The 14,615-nt window shown below is 48.3% G+C and carries 17 protein-coding genes; 13 read left to right on the forward strand and 4 right to left on the reverse strand.

All coding sequences use genetic code 11. The features are described from left to right. Positions 1 to 67: 67 nt before the first annotated feature. From CWI82_RS04515 to CWI82_RS04560, 10 genes are all read left to right on the forward strand, one after another. Entirely contained in the window at positions 68 to 1,993 is a 1,926-nt protein-coding gene (locus CWI82_RS04515; protein ID WP_130202787.1) for an ATP-dependent DNA helicase, read from the forward strand. Continuing rightward, the gene (gene tsaB, locus CWI82_RS04520; RefSeq protein WP_092855507.1) at positions 1,990 to 2,694 is read left to right on the forward strand and encodes a tRNA (adenosine(37)-N6)-threonylcarbamoyltransferase complex dimerization subunit type 1 TsaB; all 705 of its coding nucleotides are present in this window, start codon (positions 1,990 to 1,992) and stop codon (positions 2,692 to 2,694) included. The genes CWI82_RS04515 and tsaB overlap by 4 nt, the downstream gene beginning before the upstream one ends. 86 nt (positions 2,695 to 2,780) lie before the next feature. Next, entirely contained in the window at positions 2,781 to 3,353 is a 573-nt protein-coding gene (locus CWI82_RS04525) for a Slp family lipoprotein (RefSeq protein WP_130202788.1), read from the forward strand. A 23-nt stretch (positions 3,354 to 3,376) separates the two neighbouring features. Next, a complete protein-coding gene (locus tag CWI82_RS04530; RefSeq protein WP_130202789.1) occupies positions 3,377 to 4,288 on the forward strand; it encodes an alpha/beta fold hydrolase in 912 nt (303 codons plus the stop codon). A 79-nt stretch (positions 4,289 to 4,367) separates the two neighbouring features. Continuing rightward, complete coding sequence (gene fadD, locus CWI82_RS04535) at positions 4,368 to 6,047, forward strand: long-chain-fatty-acid--CoA ligase FadD (RefSeq protein ID WP_130202790.1); 1,680 nt, start codon at positions 4,368 to 4,370, stop codon at positions 6,045 to 6,047. A 3-nt stretch (positions 6,048 to 6,050) separates the two neighbouring features. Then, complete coding sequence (rnd, locus tag CWI82_RS04540) at positions 6,051 to 7,184, forward strand: ribonuclease D (protein ID WP_130202791.1); 1,134 nt, start codon at positions 6,051 to 6,053, stop codon at positions 7,182 to 7,184. 2 nt (positions 7,185 to 7,186) lie between these two features. Further along, positions 7,187 to 7,468, forward strand: coding sequence for a YcgL domain-containing protein (locus tag CWI82_RS04545; RefSeq protein ID WP_130202792.1), 282 nt, complete (start codon positions 7,187 to 7,189; stop codon positions 7,466 to 7,468). Positions 7,469 to 7,506: 38 nt separating this feature from the next. Next, positions 7,507 to 8,466, forward strand: coding sequence for a lytic murein transglycosylase (locus CWI82_RS04550; protein WP_233340228.1), 960 nt, complete (start codon positions 7,507 to 7,509; stop codon positions 8,464 to 8,466). A gap of 6 nt (positions 8,467 to 8,472) precedes the next feature. Further along, positions 8,473 to 9,117: a fumarylacetoacetate hydrolase family protein gene (locus tag CWI82_RS04555; RefSeq protein ID WP_092855495.1), complete on the forward strand. Its 645-nt coding sequence runs from the start codon at positions 8,473 to 8,475 to the stop codon at positions 9,115 to 9,117. Between the two features lie 3 nt (positions 9,118 to 9,120). Then, positions 9,121 to 9,579, forward strand: coding sequence for a YcgN family cysteine cluster protein (locus CWI82_RS04560; RefSeq protein WP_092855493.1), 459 nt, complete (start codon positions 9,121 to 9,123; stop codon positions 9,577 to 9,579). Here the strand turns inward: CWI82_RS04560 and dsbB are convergent. Beyond that, positions 9,576 to 10,097 (reverse strand): disulfide bond formation protein DsbB, encoded by a 522-nt coding sequence (gene dsbB / locus CWI82_RS04565; RefSeq protein ID WP_092855491.1) that lies wholly within the window; start codon positions 10,095 to 10,097, stop codon positions 9,576 to 9,578. The genes CWI82_RS04560 and dsbB overlap by 4 nt on opposite strands. Before the next feature lie 186 nt (positions 10,098 to 10,283). On the opposite strand from dsbB, the gene fadR reads away from it, so the two are divergent. Next, complete coding sequence (gene fadR, locus CWI82_RS04570) at positions 10,284 to 10,994, forward strand: fatty acid metabolism transcriptional regulator FadR (protein ID WP_130202793.1); 711 nt, start codon at positions 10,284 to 10,286, stop codon at positions 10,992 to 10,994. Positions 10,995 to 11,033: 39 nt separating this feature from the next. On the opposite strand, the gene CWI82_RS04575 is transcribed toward fadR, so the two are convergent. Both CWI82_RS04575 and sodB read right to left on the reverse strand, forming a co-directional pair. Beyond that, the gene (locus CWI82_RS04575) at positions 11,034 to 12,110 is read right to left on the reverse strand and encodes an NADH:flavin oxidoreductase (protein ID WP_130202794.1); all 1,077 of its coding nucleotides are present in this window, start codon (positions 12,108 to 12,110) and stop codon (positions 11,034 to 11,036) included. A gap of 133 nt (positions 12,111 to 12,243) precedes the next feature. Continuing rightward, positions 12,244 to 12,825 (reverse strand): superoxide dismutase [Fe], encoded by a 582-nt coding sequence (gene sodB / locus CWI82_RS04580; RefSeq protein WP_092855485.1) that lies wholly within the window; start codon positions 12,823 to 12,825, stop codon positions 12,244 to 12,246. A 249-nt stretch (positions 12,826 to 13,074) separates the two neighbouring features. Between sodB and CWI82_RS04585 the strand changes: the two genes are divergently transcribed. Further along, positions 13,075 to 13,413, forward strand: a complete 339-nt coding sequence (locus tag CWI82_RS04585; protein ID WP_130202795.1) for a Grx4 family monothiol glutaredoxin — start codon at positions 13,075 to 13,077, stop codon at positions 13,411 to 13,413. A 26-nt stretch (positions 13,414 to 13,439) separates the two neighbouring features. Then, a complete protein-coding gene (locus tag CWI82_RS04590) occupies positions 13,440 to 14,045 on the forward strand; it encodes a peroxiredoxin (protein WP_130202796.1) in 606 nt (201 codons plus the stop codon). An 80-nt stretch (positions 14,046 to 14,125) separates the two neighbouring features. Here the strand turns inward: CWI82_RS04590 and CWI82_RS04595 are convergent, their stop codons facing one another. Continuing rightward, a complete protein-coding gene (locus CWI82_RS04595) occupies positions 14,126 to 14,611 on the reverse strand; it encodes a GNAT family N-acetyltransferase (protein WP_233340192.1) in 486 nt (161 codons plus the stop codon). Between the last annotated feature and the right edge of the window lie 4 nt (positions 14,612 to 14,615).

The following is a 14,615-nucleotide window of genomic DNA, read 5'->3' on the forward strand; positions in this document are numbered from 1 at the left end:
CGAACAACGAACAACGCTCTTCGGTTTTATGTTACATTTGGCGCATCATTAATTTCGAACTCAATTCATGTCTAACGTAACTTCACAATTTCAAGCGGATGGCGTGTTAGCGCGCACTTTGCAAGGCTTTCGCCCACGCGCAGCACAGAGCGAAATGGCGGCCGCAGTTGAGCGAACTTTGGCAAAAAAGTCGCAACTGGTGGTCGAAGCTGAAACAGGAACAGGTAAAACATTCGCTTACTTGGTGCCGGTGTTACTCGATGACGGTAAGGCCATTATCTCAACTGGAACCAAGGCGCTACAAGAACAGTTGTATCATCGCGATTTACCGGCGTTACGGGATACCTTAGCACCGAAAAAGATGGTTGCGCTGTTGAAAGGGCGCGCAAATTACTTGTGTTTACATCGCATGAATCAGGCGGTTGCACACAGTGGTGAGCTCAGCAAAGAACTCCAAGGGCAATTAGTCGAAGTCAGAAAATGGGCGCAGCGAACCGATGATGGCGATGTCGGCACGATTAACATTCTACAAGAAGACGCTGCGATTCTACCGTCCGTTACCAGTACCGTTGACAATTGTTTAGGCCGTGACTGCCCAGATTACGACGATTGTTATTTGGTAAAAGCCCGTAAGCGTGCCATGGATGCCGACTTGGTGGTGGTCAATCATCATTTGTTCTTCGCTGATATGGCATTAAAAGACGTCGGTTTCGGCGAATTGGTGCCGCAAGCCGATGCGGTGGTGTTTGACGAGGCACATCAGTTACCAGATATTGCTAGCCAGTATTTCGGCGAGGCGGTATCGAGCCGCCAATTGCAAGAGCTGGCGCACGAACTGAAAGTTTTATATCTAACCGAAGTGAAAGATTTACGTCAGCTCGATAAGGCGGCGGATAAGTTACTGGGTAGTTTAAATGACTGGCGGTTAGTGTTTCCCAAAGATCCGATGCGAGGTAACTGGCGTCAGTTTTCGCAGCAACCGGCAGTGACCTTGACGGCGGGAGTTGTTGCCGAGCATCTCACGTTTTTGCGAGAAGTCTGTAAAAGTGCGCTCGGCCGTCATCAAGACCTCGATAATGCGTATGAGCGTTGTGTGCAATTTCTTCACAAGTGGGAACAGTTGCAGGATGTGAGCCGTACCGGCTATAGCTTTTGGTTCGAGACCACCGCACGCCAAGTCACCTTGCATCAAACCCCACTTAGTGTGGCAGAAAAGTTTGGCGGTTATCTCGATCGCAGCGATATGGCTTGGGTATTTACCTCGGCGACGCTAGCGGTGGGAGAGGATTTTCGTCACTTCACCGAACAGCTCGGGATCAATCATGCCGAAACCTTGTGTTTAGCCAGTCCGTTTAATTTCGCCGAACAAGCGTTGCTGTGTTTGCCGCGTTATTTGCCGCAGCCGCACGAGCGTGAAATGCCAGCAAGTCTACTCAGCATCGTTGAGCAAGTGATTGAGCACAATCACACCGGTGGCACCTTTGTTTTATTCACTAGCCATCGCATGCTTCAGATGATTGCACAGCAACTTGAACAGAAGACCGATCGACCGTTATTTGTGCAAGGCAGCACCAGTAAACGCGAGCTGTTACAGCAGTTTATTGCCAGTGGCAACGGCGTTTTGCTCGGTACAGCGTCATTTTGGGAAGGCGTTGATGTTCGCGGTGACGCGTTGCGTTGCGTGATCATCGATAAACTGCCATTCGCCAGCCCCGATGATCCATTGTTACAGGCGCGTGTCGAAGACTGTCGTTTGCGTGGAGTTGACCCATTCGCTCAGGTACAATTGCCGCAAGCTATTATTGCGCTCAAGCAAGGTGCGGGGCGCTTGATTCGTGATGCAGATGATCGCGGGGTATTGATTGTTTGTGACCAGCGATTGGTTACCAAACCTTATGGCGGAATATTTTTGCAAAGCTTGCCAACAATGCGCCGTACTCGTGACTTTACGGTCGCACTAGATTTTTTAGATTCTTTGGAGAATGCAGAGTGAACTTACATGCGGTTTTAGCCCTCGATACTTCGACCGAACAATGCTCAGTAGCACTGAAGGTTGGCGACAAAGTTGTCAGTCGTGCTGCGATTACCCCACGTGAGCATTCACAACGCATTCTAGGCTTTGTGCAAGAAGTATTAGATGAGCAGAACATCAAGCTCGCGGACGTTAATGCGTTGGTGGTTGGCCACGGTCCTGGCAGTTTTACCGGCGTACGAATTGGTGTTTCTATCGCACAAGGTTTGGCATTTAGTCACACTTTGCCCGTTTTTCCCGTCAGTACATTAACGGCTCTCGCGCAACAAGCAATTCGCAAGCACGATACACAAGTCGTCATTAGTGCTATCGATGCGCGCATGCAAGAAGTGTACGTTGCACCGTTTCGCAACGTACAAGGCATGGCAGAGCAGGTGGCTCCAGAGCAGATGGCGCCGTTGGCAGATATGAGTGCGCAACCTTGGTGGACTGAGGTAGCTGGCGTTGGTGAAGTTATGGGCGCGGGTACTGGTTGGCAGGCTTATGCGGATGCGCTTAATCCTGCGCAGCAAGTGACTGTACTTGATGAGGTTACCCTGCCACTGGCGGAAGATATGTTGCACTGGGCGTTGGTTCACGGTAAAGCAGTTGATGCCGCCGATCTTGAGCCGTTGTATGTACGTAATGAAGTGGCTTGGAAAAAGTTGCCGGGGCGTGAATAAATCACTAAAACACCGGAACTTACTGAGCATAAGCTTAATCAAAGTGCTATAACTAGTACGAATTAAAAATCAGTGAGGTACCGATTATGAAACGCATCGCCGCTATTTTTTCAGCATTGTTACTCAGTGCCTGTTCGTCATTTCCGGACGCATTGCAAGTTGCTGATGATGAGCAATTGGTTTCGTATAGCGCTGCGCTAGAGCAACCGCAAGCGGCTGTTGGCAGAACAGCGCGTTGGGGTGGCGTGATCGCTGACGTGCGTAACTCAGATTCGGGCACGGTGATTGAGGTCGTCAACTTTGATCTCCAACGTTGGGGCCGACCATTAACGAGTGATCAGAGCCAAGGCCGTTTTCGTGCCAAAATAAGTGGTTTTGTCGACCCCATGGTGTGGAAGCAAGGCAGCTCGGTAACATTTGTCGGCACCGTGGCAGAGCCAGAAACAGGTGCGATTGATGAGTACACCTATTTATTCCCGGTGATCACGGTTTCTAGCAAATACCTGTGGCCGGTACGTAAAGAACCAGCGCGTTTAGAAGTGAATTATGATGCACTCTGGTATCGTCACTATTGGTATTCACAACCGACGTATCCACGTCGTATTTATTATCCCGGCCCGGTGATGGATAAAAGTCCTAAGCCGACAAAAGATAATTAATTAAACGGAAGCTGTTAGATTCAATGACTGAACAAACATTGGTATATCAACAGGCTCGGCAGTTTGCTGAGCCTGTTTCTTTTGAGTTGCCGTGGGGCAATGTTCGCGGGCTCAGTTGGGGCAACCCGCAAGACGAACCGCTACTTGCACTGCATGGCTGGCTTGATAATGCGCATAGTTTTTTGCCGATAGCTGAGGCATTTTTACACAGTCCACTCGCTGAAAAATATCACCTTATTGCGCTCGATTGGGCCGGCCATGGTCACAGTGATCATCGCCCAGCGGGCAACTATTATCCGTTTATGGACTATGTTTACGACCTTTGGCACATTTGTGAACAACAGCAGTGGCAGAAAGTCAGCATTGTCGCCCATTCGATGGGAGCTTACGTTGCGAATATGTTCGCCGGTATTGCGCCGCAAAAGGTGCGGTTGTTATTGGCGATTGAAGCGTTCGGATTACTGGCATCCGACGCCAGTGAAACGACCGAGGATTTACGCAAAGGCTTTGAAAGCCGCTGGCAGCAACAATTCAAGCATCGTCCTCATTATCGCGATTTAGCAACCGCAGTAATGGCGCGCAAACACGCTGGCGATTTTAGCCGCGAACTGGCGGCACTGTTGGTCGAACGGGGTATCGAGCAACTGGGCGAGAACGACTTTCGCTTTCGCGCCGATGGGCAATTACGACTAAAATCTCCCGTTAGATTGACCGCAGAACAAATTGCCGACGTATTAAAACATATTGAATGTCCGTTTCAGGTGATTTTGGGCAGCACGGGGCATCAACGCCTCAAGCAAGCGCTACAGCAGTGGCAGCAGTTTGTGCCGCAGCTTGAGGTCAGCGAAGTTGAAGGTGGACATCACGTGCATATGGAGCAGCCAAGTGCGATTATTGGCGCATTATCACAGATGATTCGTGCACACAACGGCTAGGCAACACTGGTCGGATATGCGATGATTGCGCGTTATTAACATATAAAAATGACATAAATTGTTCAGGAGCATGAAGCGCGTGGATAAAATTTGGCTTAAACGTTATCCAGCTGGTGTACCGGAGACTATCGATCCGGACCATTTTAATTCGCTGGTCGACATTTTCGAGCAAAGTATCCAAAACTATGGTGACAAAGTTGCCTATGTGAATATGGATACCGAACTAACTTTCAACGAACTTGACGTACTTTCGCGTCATTTCGCTGCATATCTGCAACAGCAAGGTCTTAAAAAAGGTGATGCGTTAGCCATTATGATGCCTAACTTGTTGCAGTATCCGATTGCGCTATTTGGTGCATTGCGTGCGGGGCTGGTGGTTGTCAATGTCAATCCGCTGTATACTCCGCGCGAGCTGAAGCACCAGTTGACTGACGCCAATGCCAAAGCCATCGTGATTCTTGATAATTTTGCGCATACGCTCGAGAAAGTAGAAGCTGACATTCCCGTCGAAAAGGTCATTCTAACGGCCATTGGCGATATGCTACCGGCACCAAAACGCTGGTTGGTGAATGCGGTCGTCAAATATGTGAAGAAGATGGTTCCGAGCTTCACGCTCAAAAATACGGTGAACTTCCGTACCGCGTTAAACCAAGGCGAAAAAGCAACCTATCAACGCCCGCAAATGAGCGGCGATGATCTCGCGTTTTTACAATATACCGGCGGTACCACAGGGCTAGCGAAAGGCGCAATGCTATCGCACCGTAATATGGTTGCGAACCTGGAGATGGTATCAGCCATCGTCGCACCACTGGTCAATGACGGTGAAGAGACGATTGTGACGGCGTTACCGCTGTATCATATCTTTGCGTTGACAGCGAATTGCTTAACCTTCATGAAGCACGGTGGTCGTAATATTCTGATTACCAACCCACGTGACATGAAAGGATTCGTGAAAGAGTTACAGAAGTATCCATTCTCGATGATCTCCGGTGTAAATACACTGTTTAACGGCCTTCTGCACGCTGAGGGCTTCAAAGATTTAGACTTCTCTCACCTCAAAATTGCGCTCGGTGGCGGTATGGCGGTGCAACGTTCAGTTGCTGAGCATTGGGAACGAGTCACCAAATCACGTTTGCTGGAAGGCTATGGATTAACTGAGTGTTCACCGGTTGTCACCGTCAATCCAACGGACATTGAGCATTACAATGGCACTATCGGTATTCCACTGCCATCCACCGAAGTACGTATTGTTGATACCGAAACTGGTAAAGAAGTGCCACAAGGCGAGCCGGGTGAACTTCAAGTGCGAGGCCCGCAAGTCATGGTCGGCTATTTGAATCGCCCAGACGAAACTGAAAAAGTTATGAAAGATGGCGATTGGTTTGCAACCGGTGATATCGGGGTGATGGACGAAAACGGCTTCTTTAAAATCGTGGATCGTAAAAAAGACATGATTTTGGTCTCTGGCTTCAACGTGTATCCAAACGAAATTGAAGACGTGATTGCGGATCATCCAAAAGTACTCGAAGTTGCTGCCGTTGGAGTGCCACACGAAGCATCAGGCGAGCAAGTGAAAATCTTTGTGGTTCGCAAAGATAAAAGCTTGACTGAAAAAGAGCTGATTACCTACGCTCGCGAGAATATGACGGGCTACAAGGTTCCGAAGCTCGTTGAATTCCGCGACGAGTTACCGAAAACAAACGTTGGTAAAATTCTGCGTCGTGAACTTCGTGACGAAGAAGAGGCAAAGTCGAAATAACGCATGTTGCCATTTCAGCTCATTACCACTAACGCTGACTTGCTCGCTTTCTGCGAGCAAGCTCGGCAAGCACCTTACCTTGCTCTCGATACTGAATTTGTCCGTACGCGCACGTACTATGCCCGTTTAGGTTTGCTGCAAGTGCGCGCAGGCGATCACCTTGTCTTAATCGATCCGGTTTCGGGTGTTGATCTTGAACCATTCTGGCAATTGCTAAAAGATCCCAATGTGCATGTGGTGATTCATGCCGGCGGTGAAGATTACGAAATCTTGGCCCAAAATATGGGACAGATTCCGACTCATATTTTCGATACGCAAATTGCTGCAGCCTTTGCTGGACATGGAGAAGCCATGGGTTATGCGGCTATGGTGAACCATTACTATCAAGTTGAGTTAGATAAATCACAGTCGCGCACTGATTGGTTGCAGCGTCCATTGTCAGCTGAGCAGTTGGATTATGCTGCGGCTGACGTCTATTACCTACATGATATTTATCCGCGTTTGCGCGCCGAATTAAGCCCAGAAAAAATCGCTTTAGTGGAAGCCGAAAGCGCTGAGCAAGTCATTCGTCGAGCACAGCAGGTGCCGCCGCAGTGGCTGTATTTATTCTTCGGTAACGCTTGGCAATGCAATCAACAGCAACTGGCTGTGTTGCGTGAGTTGATGGCGTGGCGATTGGAGCGCGCGAAAAAATCTGATATTCCGTTGGGCTTCGTGGCGAAAGATCATACGTTACTCGAGCTGGCGCGACGGATGCCGCAGAACCTTGGACATCTGCGTGGCATTACTGATTTATCACCGGTGACGATTCGTTATGCCGGTGAATCGTTGTTAGCAGCGGTACGGGCAGGGCAGGCCTCAAAGAGCTTACCAGCTCCACTAGAGCGCTTAACCGATATGCGGGGTTATAAGCCGGTATTTAACGCCATCAAGCAAGCGGTAGCGAGTTTAGCGAAAGAGTTAAGCGTCGAGCCCGGATTGATTGCTTCGCGGCGACAAATCAATGATGTAATTCATTGGGAATGGCAAGTACCTGCTGTTGCCAAGTCTGACCTGTCGCTCCCTGACTTGTACCGGAGCTGGCGAGGGGCTAAGCTGAAAGCATCTTTGGAAGCGATATTACAGCGAGATCGTTAATCATGTTGTGTGCGATTTATCGCAGCCCACGCCGGGCTGACACCTATCTTTACATGCCGCACCCTGCGGACTTTACAAAAATCCCTGAACCTTTGCAGAAAAGCTTCGGTCAACCTATACACGTGATGACGATTGCGCTGAAACCAGAACGCCAGTTAGCACGATTAACGGTTGAGGAGCTCACCGAACATCTCAACGAAGCGGGATTTTATTTGCAGATGCCACCCAAACAAGAAAGCTTATTGGATGCGCATAAGAAACAACAACAGGAGTCTGCGTCATGATTCAAGTAGTCCGTAGTTTAACCTTAGCGGTTGTGTTGATGGCGTTGCCATGGCAGGCGCTGGCGCAAGAAGAAAAGGCAGAGAAAGGTGAAGAAGGCTTTGCCGCTTACGTTGAGCAAATCAAACAAGAAGCGCTTGCTGATGGTTACAGCGCGGAAACGTTAGAAACCGCATTCGCCGATGTACAGTTTTATCAGCGCTCAGTGAAGGCAGATCGTAATCAACCAGAATTTAAGTTGACGCTGGATACCTATTTGCCGCGCGCGGTACCTGAGTGGAAGGCGAAGAAAGCGGTTGAAATGTACGCTGAGCATCGTGAGCTGTTAGAAAAGATCGGCGCTGAATATGGCGTGCAACCACGATTTATAGTGGCACTGTGGGGCATTGAAACTAACTTTGGATCGTTCACTGGCGGCATGGACGTAATTTCAGCATTAACCACCATGGCATATGAAGGTCGCCGTGAAGCGTTTTTCAAAAAAGAGCTGTGGCACGCACTGACGATTGTTCAAGAAGGCCATATTCCAATTGACCAAATGAAAGGTTCGTGGGCAGGCGCCATGGGTCAAGCGCAATTTATGCCAAGCTCGTTTATGTCATACGCTGTGGACTACGATGGCGATGGTCGTAAAGATATCTGGGGCTCGCAGGGTGATGTGTTCGCATCAGCTGCCAACTACCTGAAATCAGTAGGCTGGCGTGATGACGTGACCTGGGGGCGCCAAGTTCAATTACCAGAAGACTTTGATGCTGAATTGGCATCATTGAAAGTGAAAAAGCCATTAGCAGAATGGCAAGCTTTAGGTGTGCGTCGTTACGATGGCGGGGATTTACCGGTTCGTGACGATATTGAAGCGTCGGTGGTGATTCCTGATGACCAGCAAGGCCGCGTATTCTTGGCCTACAACAACTACGACGCGTTGATGCGTTGGAACCGCTCGCATTATTTTGTGGCTGCGGTCGGTTACTTGTCTGATCGTATTCGTTTCCCGAGGTAAGCTGGCATGGGATTACAACCGCCAAGTAAAATCGTTTGTGTCGGCCGTAACTATCTGGACCACGCGGCAGAATTAAATAACCCAGTGCCGACTCGGCCCCTGTTATTTATGAAGCCGCCGTCGTCGATTACACGGTTGCCAGAGGTGCGCATTCCGACCGACCAAGGCGAATGTCAGCATGAAATCGAGCTGGCCGTATACATTGGAATCCCACTACGCAAAGCAACGTCAGAACAGGCGCTTAAAGCAATTGCAGGTTATGGCGTTGCGCTGGATTTAACCTTACGCCAAGTACAAAGCGAGTTAAAAGCACAAGGACAGCCGTGGGAACGAGCGAAAGCATTTGATGGCTCTTGTGTTCTTGGACCCATGGTAGGGCGCGTCGAATTTAACCCGGAAAGCGATTTCGAAATCGCCTTGAAGGTGAATGGCGAACTGCGTCAGCAGGGCAAATCAAGCGAGATGATTTTTTCGATTGCCGATTTACTCGCGGATATTTCACAACAATTTACGTTAGTACCAGGCGATGTTGTGTTAACTGGAACTCCGGCAGGGGTTGCGGCACTTGGTTTAAACGACGCATTGGAACTGACCCTCAAGAACGATAACCAGCAATGGCAATGGACCGGCAACGTCAGCGCGGCCGAGTAACCCATGAGCGGTTATTTTTGGGAAGAAAAAGCACTCACCGAACTGACCCACCAAGAGTGGGAAAGTCTTTGTGATGGTTGCGGTAAATGTTGCCTGCACAAACTCATTGATGAAGCTGACGCCGAAGAGGTGATTCACTATACCGACGTCAGCTGTCGCCTGTTGGATACAAAAACAGCACAGTGCCGCGATTATCCCAATCGTAAGCAACATGTACCGGATTGCGTCGTCATTACCCCTGACAATGTGTATGAGTTGGATTACATGCCAACCAGCTGTGCCTATCGGCGGTTAGCGGAGGGACGCGGGCTTGCTTCGTGGCATCCGTTGTACCATGACGGCTCACGTGAGCCAATGATTGCGGCGGGAATGAGCGCTACGGGCCTCGTCGATAGTGAAGATACCGTCGAAGAAGATCTGGAACTTCGCATTGTGACGTGGCCGTTACGCGACACCAATTAAAGCGATTTGAATCGAACCAAGCGCGCTAATACCACAGCAACGCCAATCACGGTGTAAGTTGCGAAAATAATCTGCATCCAACCCGGCATACTCAAACCGACAAACTGCCAGTCGATTTCTCCACACTGTCCAGGCGCGGCAAAGAAGTTCGGGAACCATTCATGCAATGGCATCCAACTTGGGAAATTTGGAAAGGTATCGCAAACAATAAACCAAGAATTTTCCGAGTTTTGAATTTCGAGGTGTTCACGCGCAATCAGCCAGCCCCAAATGGCCGCCACAAGCCAACCGCTATAACCCACTAGACGAGTTATGAACAGTTGCGGTGCAAACAATGGAATGAGTGCGGCTAAACCGATACCTAATACTGCCGTGCGTTGATAAATACACTTCACGCAAGGTTCAAGGCCAAGTTGGTATTGAAAAAATAGAGCTGCCGCTAACAATGCAAAGCATGATGCAGAGAGGATTGCCCACGCGCGCCGCTGTGTTGGAAGTTTGGCCAAAAAAGTTAGCATAAAATCACCGCCTTATAATAATTTGCCAAGAACGATACCTGAGCCTAAATTGATTGTCGATAAGATTGGGTTAAGAAGCTTTACAAAACTTGTCCGACCATTGAAAAGACTGGTAGAATCAGGCAACGGATTATAACAAATAGTAACCCTACTTTAGGTAACGTTATTCAAAACACAGGCCACTTCATGATTATTAAGGCACAAAGTCCAGCAGGTTTTGCCGAGGAATACATCGTAAAATCAATCTGGAACGGGCATTTTGCACCCGGCACTATCTTACCAGCAGAGCGTGAGTTGTCCGAACTGATTGGTGTTACCCGTACGACCTTGCGCGAAGTGTTGCAGCGTTTAGCGCGTGATGGTTGGTTAACCATTCAGCACGGCAAACCGACTCGCGTGAATAACTTCTGGGAAACTTCTGGTCTCAATATTCTTGAAACACTGGCACGCCTTGATGAAGACGGTATGCCAGAATTGGTTGACCAGTTATTGTCTGCTCGCACCAATATTAGTGCTATCTATATTCGTCAAGCGGTTCGCAACGCGCCAGAAAAAGTGGTTGAGCTATTGAAAGAAGCCGAAACGCTCGAAGATTCTGCCGAAGCCTTTAGTCAGTTCGATTACCGTTTGAATCATGACTTAGCGATGGCGTCGGGGAATCCAATTTACGTGCTCGTTCTTAACGGTTTTAAAGGCTTGTACTCGCGTATTGGTAACTTCTATTTCTCCAACGACGATGCGCGCAAATTAGCTCGCAAGTATTACGCTGATTTGAGTGAAATGGCAGCTGATTCGCGCCGCGATGACGCTGTTTTATTAGTGCGGGAATATGGTTATCAGTCAGGCCGTATCTGGCATAGCATGCGCGGTGATATTCCTGACAACTTGGTCGAGTAACGGCTGTTACTCGACCAACGCATTCAGGTCGGCAAGGCGTTATTCAACGCCTTGTGCTTCACGCCACTTCCATTCGTTTTCTAACGTTGCTTTTGGCAACAACATCTGAAAATCTAGATCCGTAATCGTTCCGCCGTTTTTGAAACGCTCTGGGAAATCTGGATTGGCTAATGCTTTTTTACCAAGCGCCAACAGGGCGTTCGGGAACTGCGCCGCATAATCCGCATAGTTCGATTCATCGATGCCGCCGTTGATAATCAATCCAACGTTGGTTTCTGCCGCAACCACTTCTGCTAACGTTCTATCGCTACCATCCGCAAATGGTTTACGGTCAACCGTGGTATCGGTGGTGTGAATAAAATCAACGCCAGCTTCAGCAAGCACGCGTACGAGGCGAACCGCAGCTGCTTCACCTTCTGGCCACTGATAATCGTTGTCGGTTACGGTAATTTGGCCAATGCGAATACCCACGACAAAGTCATCGCTTACAGCATTGCGTACCGCACGTAAGACGCGTTCGACATAAGCAATACGCTTATCGAGTGAACCACCAAACTCATCTTCACGCTGGTTGAAATGAGTGCTCAAGAACTCGTTTAACAAGTAGCCGTTGGCGGCATGAAGTTCAACACCATCAAAACCAATCTCTTCGGCACGCTTGGCGGACGCGACAAAGCCATTTAAGGCATGTTCAAGATCGCTGAGCGAGGCTTCTTTTGGCGTCAACCAACCCGGAACATCGCCGTATAAACTCAACGGTTCGCCTTTAGGCTGCACCACACTCGGGGCAATCGGCTGATCAACATAGTTACTATGCTGCATCTGGGCGCCGGCATGCATCAGTTGCATAATTGCCTTGCTACCGTGTGCGTGAATACGCTCAACAATGCCTCGCCATGCATCAGCTTGCGCAGCATTGATGATCCCAGGTTGATTCACGTAGCCTTGTGCCGCGCGATCATCGGTGTAAACACCCTCAGTGATGACCAAACCAAAACCACCTTTGGCAAATCGCTCGTAATAATCACCCATGATCGCGGTTGGCACGCCGTGCTCATCAGCACTCGTACGGGTCATTGGTGCGACGGTAAAACGATTGGGTACATCAATAAACATAAGCCCTCACTTTTAAATAAGTTATATAACTTCAGTGGGGATGATTACGTGATTTTCAAGAATATTGATCAGGACGGTGGGCATAAAAAACGGCCAATACCGCATGGGTATTGGCCGTTCGAACTCATCAGACTTATGCGAAGTTTTTCGCAACGAAGTCCCAGTTCACCAAGTTCCAGAACGCGTTTAAGTAGTTAGGACGCGCGTTACGGTAATCGATGTAGTAAGCGTGTTCCCAAACGTCAACGGTCAGGATAGGAGTTACTGAAGAATCAGTCAGTGGTGTTTCAGCGTTGCTGGTGTTAACGATAGCTACTGAACCGTCGGCTTTTTTCACCAACCAAGTCCAGCCAGAACCGAAGTTACCTGCTGCTTGTGCACTGAATTCTTCTTTGAACTTGTCGAAAGAACCAAATGCTGCGTTGATTGCATCAGCAACTGCGCCCGTTGGCTCACCGCCGCCATTTGGGCTTAAGCAATGCCAGTAGAACGTGTGGTTCCAAACTTGAGCTGCGTTGTTGAAAACGCCGCCTTTAGAAGTCTTGATGATATCTTCGAGTGACTTGCCTTCCATATCGGTGCCTTTAACCGCATCGTTCAGCTTGGTCACGTAAGTTTGGTGATGCTTACCATAGTGGTATTCAATGGTTTCTGCTGAGATATGTGGCTCAAGTGCATTTTTCTCGTAAGGCAATGCTGGTAATTCAAATGCCATGTCGACTCTCCGTTGTTATTGAAAAATGAATGTATTGTTGTTTCTAACACTTGTTTTGAACTCTGGCTATTTTACCATTGAATTCAAAACTTGCCGTCACTATATAGTTAGATTGTGGCACAAAAGTTTATTTCAAGGGTTAACTTTACCCTAAAGTATAACTTCTTTATGACGGTTTCGCGTACTGATTGTCTTCATTGAACATGGTATAATGCGCACCGTTTGAAACGCTCATTACCTGAGGTAGTCATGGAAACTGTTGAGAAAATTAAACAACAGATCGCAGAAAACCCGATTCTGTTGTACATGAAAGGTTCACCGAAGTTACCTAGCTGTGGCTTCTCTTCGCAAGCTTCACAGGCTCTGATGAGCTGTGGACAATCGTTTGCATACGTGGATATTTTGCAAAACCCAGATATCCGCGCTGAATTACCAAAATTTGCTGATTGGCCAACGTTCCCGCAGTTGTGGGTTGAGGGCGAATTAGTAGGTGGTTGTGATATTATTTTGGAAATGTTCCAAAAGGGCGAACTACAAGAATTAATTAACGAAGTTGCTGCGCGTCATCCGGCGCCAGAAGCTGAATAACTTAAACAACTAAATGGAGATTAACCATGGGTGTATTAGTAGGTCGTAAGGCTCCTAACTTCACTGCAGCTGCTGTACTTGGTACTGGCGAAATCGTTGAAAACTTTAACTTGCACGAGCAAATTAAAGGCAAGAAAGCTGTTGTTTTCTTCTATCCACTCGACTTCACGTTTGTTTGTCCTTCTGAGTTGATCGCATTCGATCACCGTTTAGAAGAATTCAAAAAGCGTGGCGTAGAAGTGATCGGTGTTTCTATCGATTCACAATTCACGCACAACGCATGGCGTAACACTGCCGAAGCAGACGGCGGTATCGGCCAAGTGAAATATCCATTGGTTGCTGACGTGAAGCACTCTATCTGCCGTGCATACGACGTTGAGCACCCAGAAGCAGGCGTTGCTTTCCGTGCGTCATTCTTGATTGACGAAGACGGTTTAGTTCGTCACCAAATCGTGAACGACCTGCCATTAGGCCGTAACATTGACGAAATGATTCGTTTGGTTGACGCGTTGAACTTCCACCAGAAGCACGGTGACGTATGTCCTGCTGGCTGGAAAGAAGGTGATGAAGGTATGAAGGCTGATCCGAAGGGTGTTGCTGATTACCTGTCGAAGAACGCTAGCAAGCTGTAAAAGGTAAAAGCGATATTCGCTATTAGATATTAGATATTAGCGAAAAACAAAAGAAAGAGGTCGCCTTTTGGCGGCCTTTTTTATTTGGGCAGATGGGTGAGCATTATGGTGGTTTTTATGCCGGCATGCTCGGCTTCATGAAACTGTTGAAAGCCGTGCTTTTCGTAGAGGGCAACATTGTGAGGCTCGGCTTGTAGATAGAGATCTTTTACCGCGAGTTCTTTAGCCACTTGTTTTGCGCGTTCGAGCAGTTGGGCGAATAGACCCAAGCCACGAAATTTTGAATCGACATAAATACCACCGAGCCAATGGGTATATTGTGGGTGATTTTTATTCTCTCGATACTTTAACTCAGCCACACCGGCCAACTCGTCGTTTACCATCAGAATAATACTCAGCGGTAACTGGTTTTTATTGGATGCTTTGTTGATTACCACGTCGTGAATATAGTCAAAAGTGATCTCATTTTCGTCCGAACCCCATTCATCGTAGTACCACTTGGCGATTGTGGCTGAAAGCTCTGGCTCATCGGCTAGAAATTTGAGCGTGATATTATTCTTTTGCATGTCC

Source organism: Pseudidiomarina tainanensis (genome assembly GCF_004214835.1).
Lineage (GTDB): Bacteria > Pseudomonadota > Gammaproteobacteria > Enterobacterales > Alteromonadaceae > Pseudidiomarina > Pseudidiomarina tainanensis.

Bases quoted from the DNA above. Each gene is read 5' to 3' on its own strand.
- rnd (WP_130202791.1), top strand. From the start codon at position 6,051: ATGTTGCCATTTCAGCTCATTACCACTAACGCTGACTTGCTCGCTTTC.
- sodB (WP_092855485.1), bottom strand. From the start codon at position 12,825: ATGGCATTTGAATTACCAGCATTGCCTTACGAGAAAAATGCACTTGAG.
- CWI82_RS04525 (WP_130202788.1), top strand. From the start codon at position 2,781: ATGAAACGCATCGCCGCTATTTTTTCAGCATTGTTACTCAGTGCCTGT.
- CWI82_RS04555 (WP_092855495.1), top strand. From the start codon at position 8,473: ATGGGATTACAACCGCCAAGTAAAATCGTTTGTGTCGGCCGTAACTAT.
- CWI82_RS04585 (WP_130202795.1), top strand. From the start codon at position 13,075: ATGGAAACTGTTGAGAAAATTAAACAACAGATCGCAGAAAACCCGATT.
- CWI82_RS04545 (WP_130202792.1), top strand. From the start codon at position 7,187: ATGTTGTGTGCGATTTATCGCAGCCCACGCCGGGCTGACACCTATCTT.
- CWI82_RS04590 (WP_130202796.1), top strand. From the start codon at position 13,440: ATGGGTGTATTAGTAGGTCGTAAGGCTCCTAACTTCACTGCAGCTGCT.
- fadR (WP_130202793.1), top strand. From the start codon at position 10,284: ATGATTATTAAGGCACAAAGTCCAGCAGGTTTTGCCGAGGAATACATC.
- CWI82_RS04530 (WP_130202789.1), top strand. From the start codon at position 3,377: ATGACTGAACAAACATTGGTATATCAACAGGCTCGGCAGTTTGCTGAG.
- CWI82_RS04550 (WP_233340228.1), top strand. From the start codon at position 7,507: ATGGCGTTGCCATGGCAGGCGCTGGCGCAAGAAGAAAAGGCAGAGAAA.
- CWI82_RS04595 (WP_233340192.1), bottom strand. From the start codon at position 14,611: ATGCAAAAGAATAATATCACGCTCAAATTTCTAGCCGATGAGCCAGAG.
- dsbB (WP_092855491.1), bottom strand. From the start codon at position 10,097: ATGCTAACTTTTTTGGCCAAACTTCCAACACAGCGGCGCGCGTGGGCA.
- CWI82_RS04560 (WP_092855493.1), top strand. From the start codon at position 9,121: ATGAGCGGTTATTTTTGGGAAGAAAAAGCACTCACCGAACTGACCCAC.
- CWI82_RS04575 (WP_130202794.1), bottom strand. From the start codon at position 12,110: ATGTTTATTGATGTACCCAATCGTTTTACCGTCGCACCAATGACCCGT.
- CWI82_RS04515 (WP_130202787.1), top strand. From the start codon at position 68: ATGTCTAACGTAACTTCACAATTTCAAGCGGATGGCGTGTTAGCGCGC.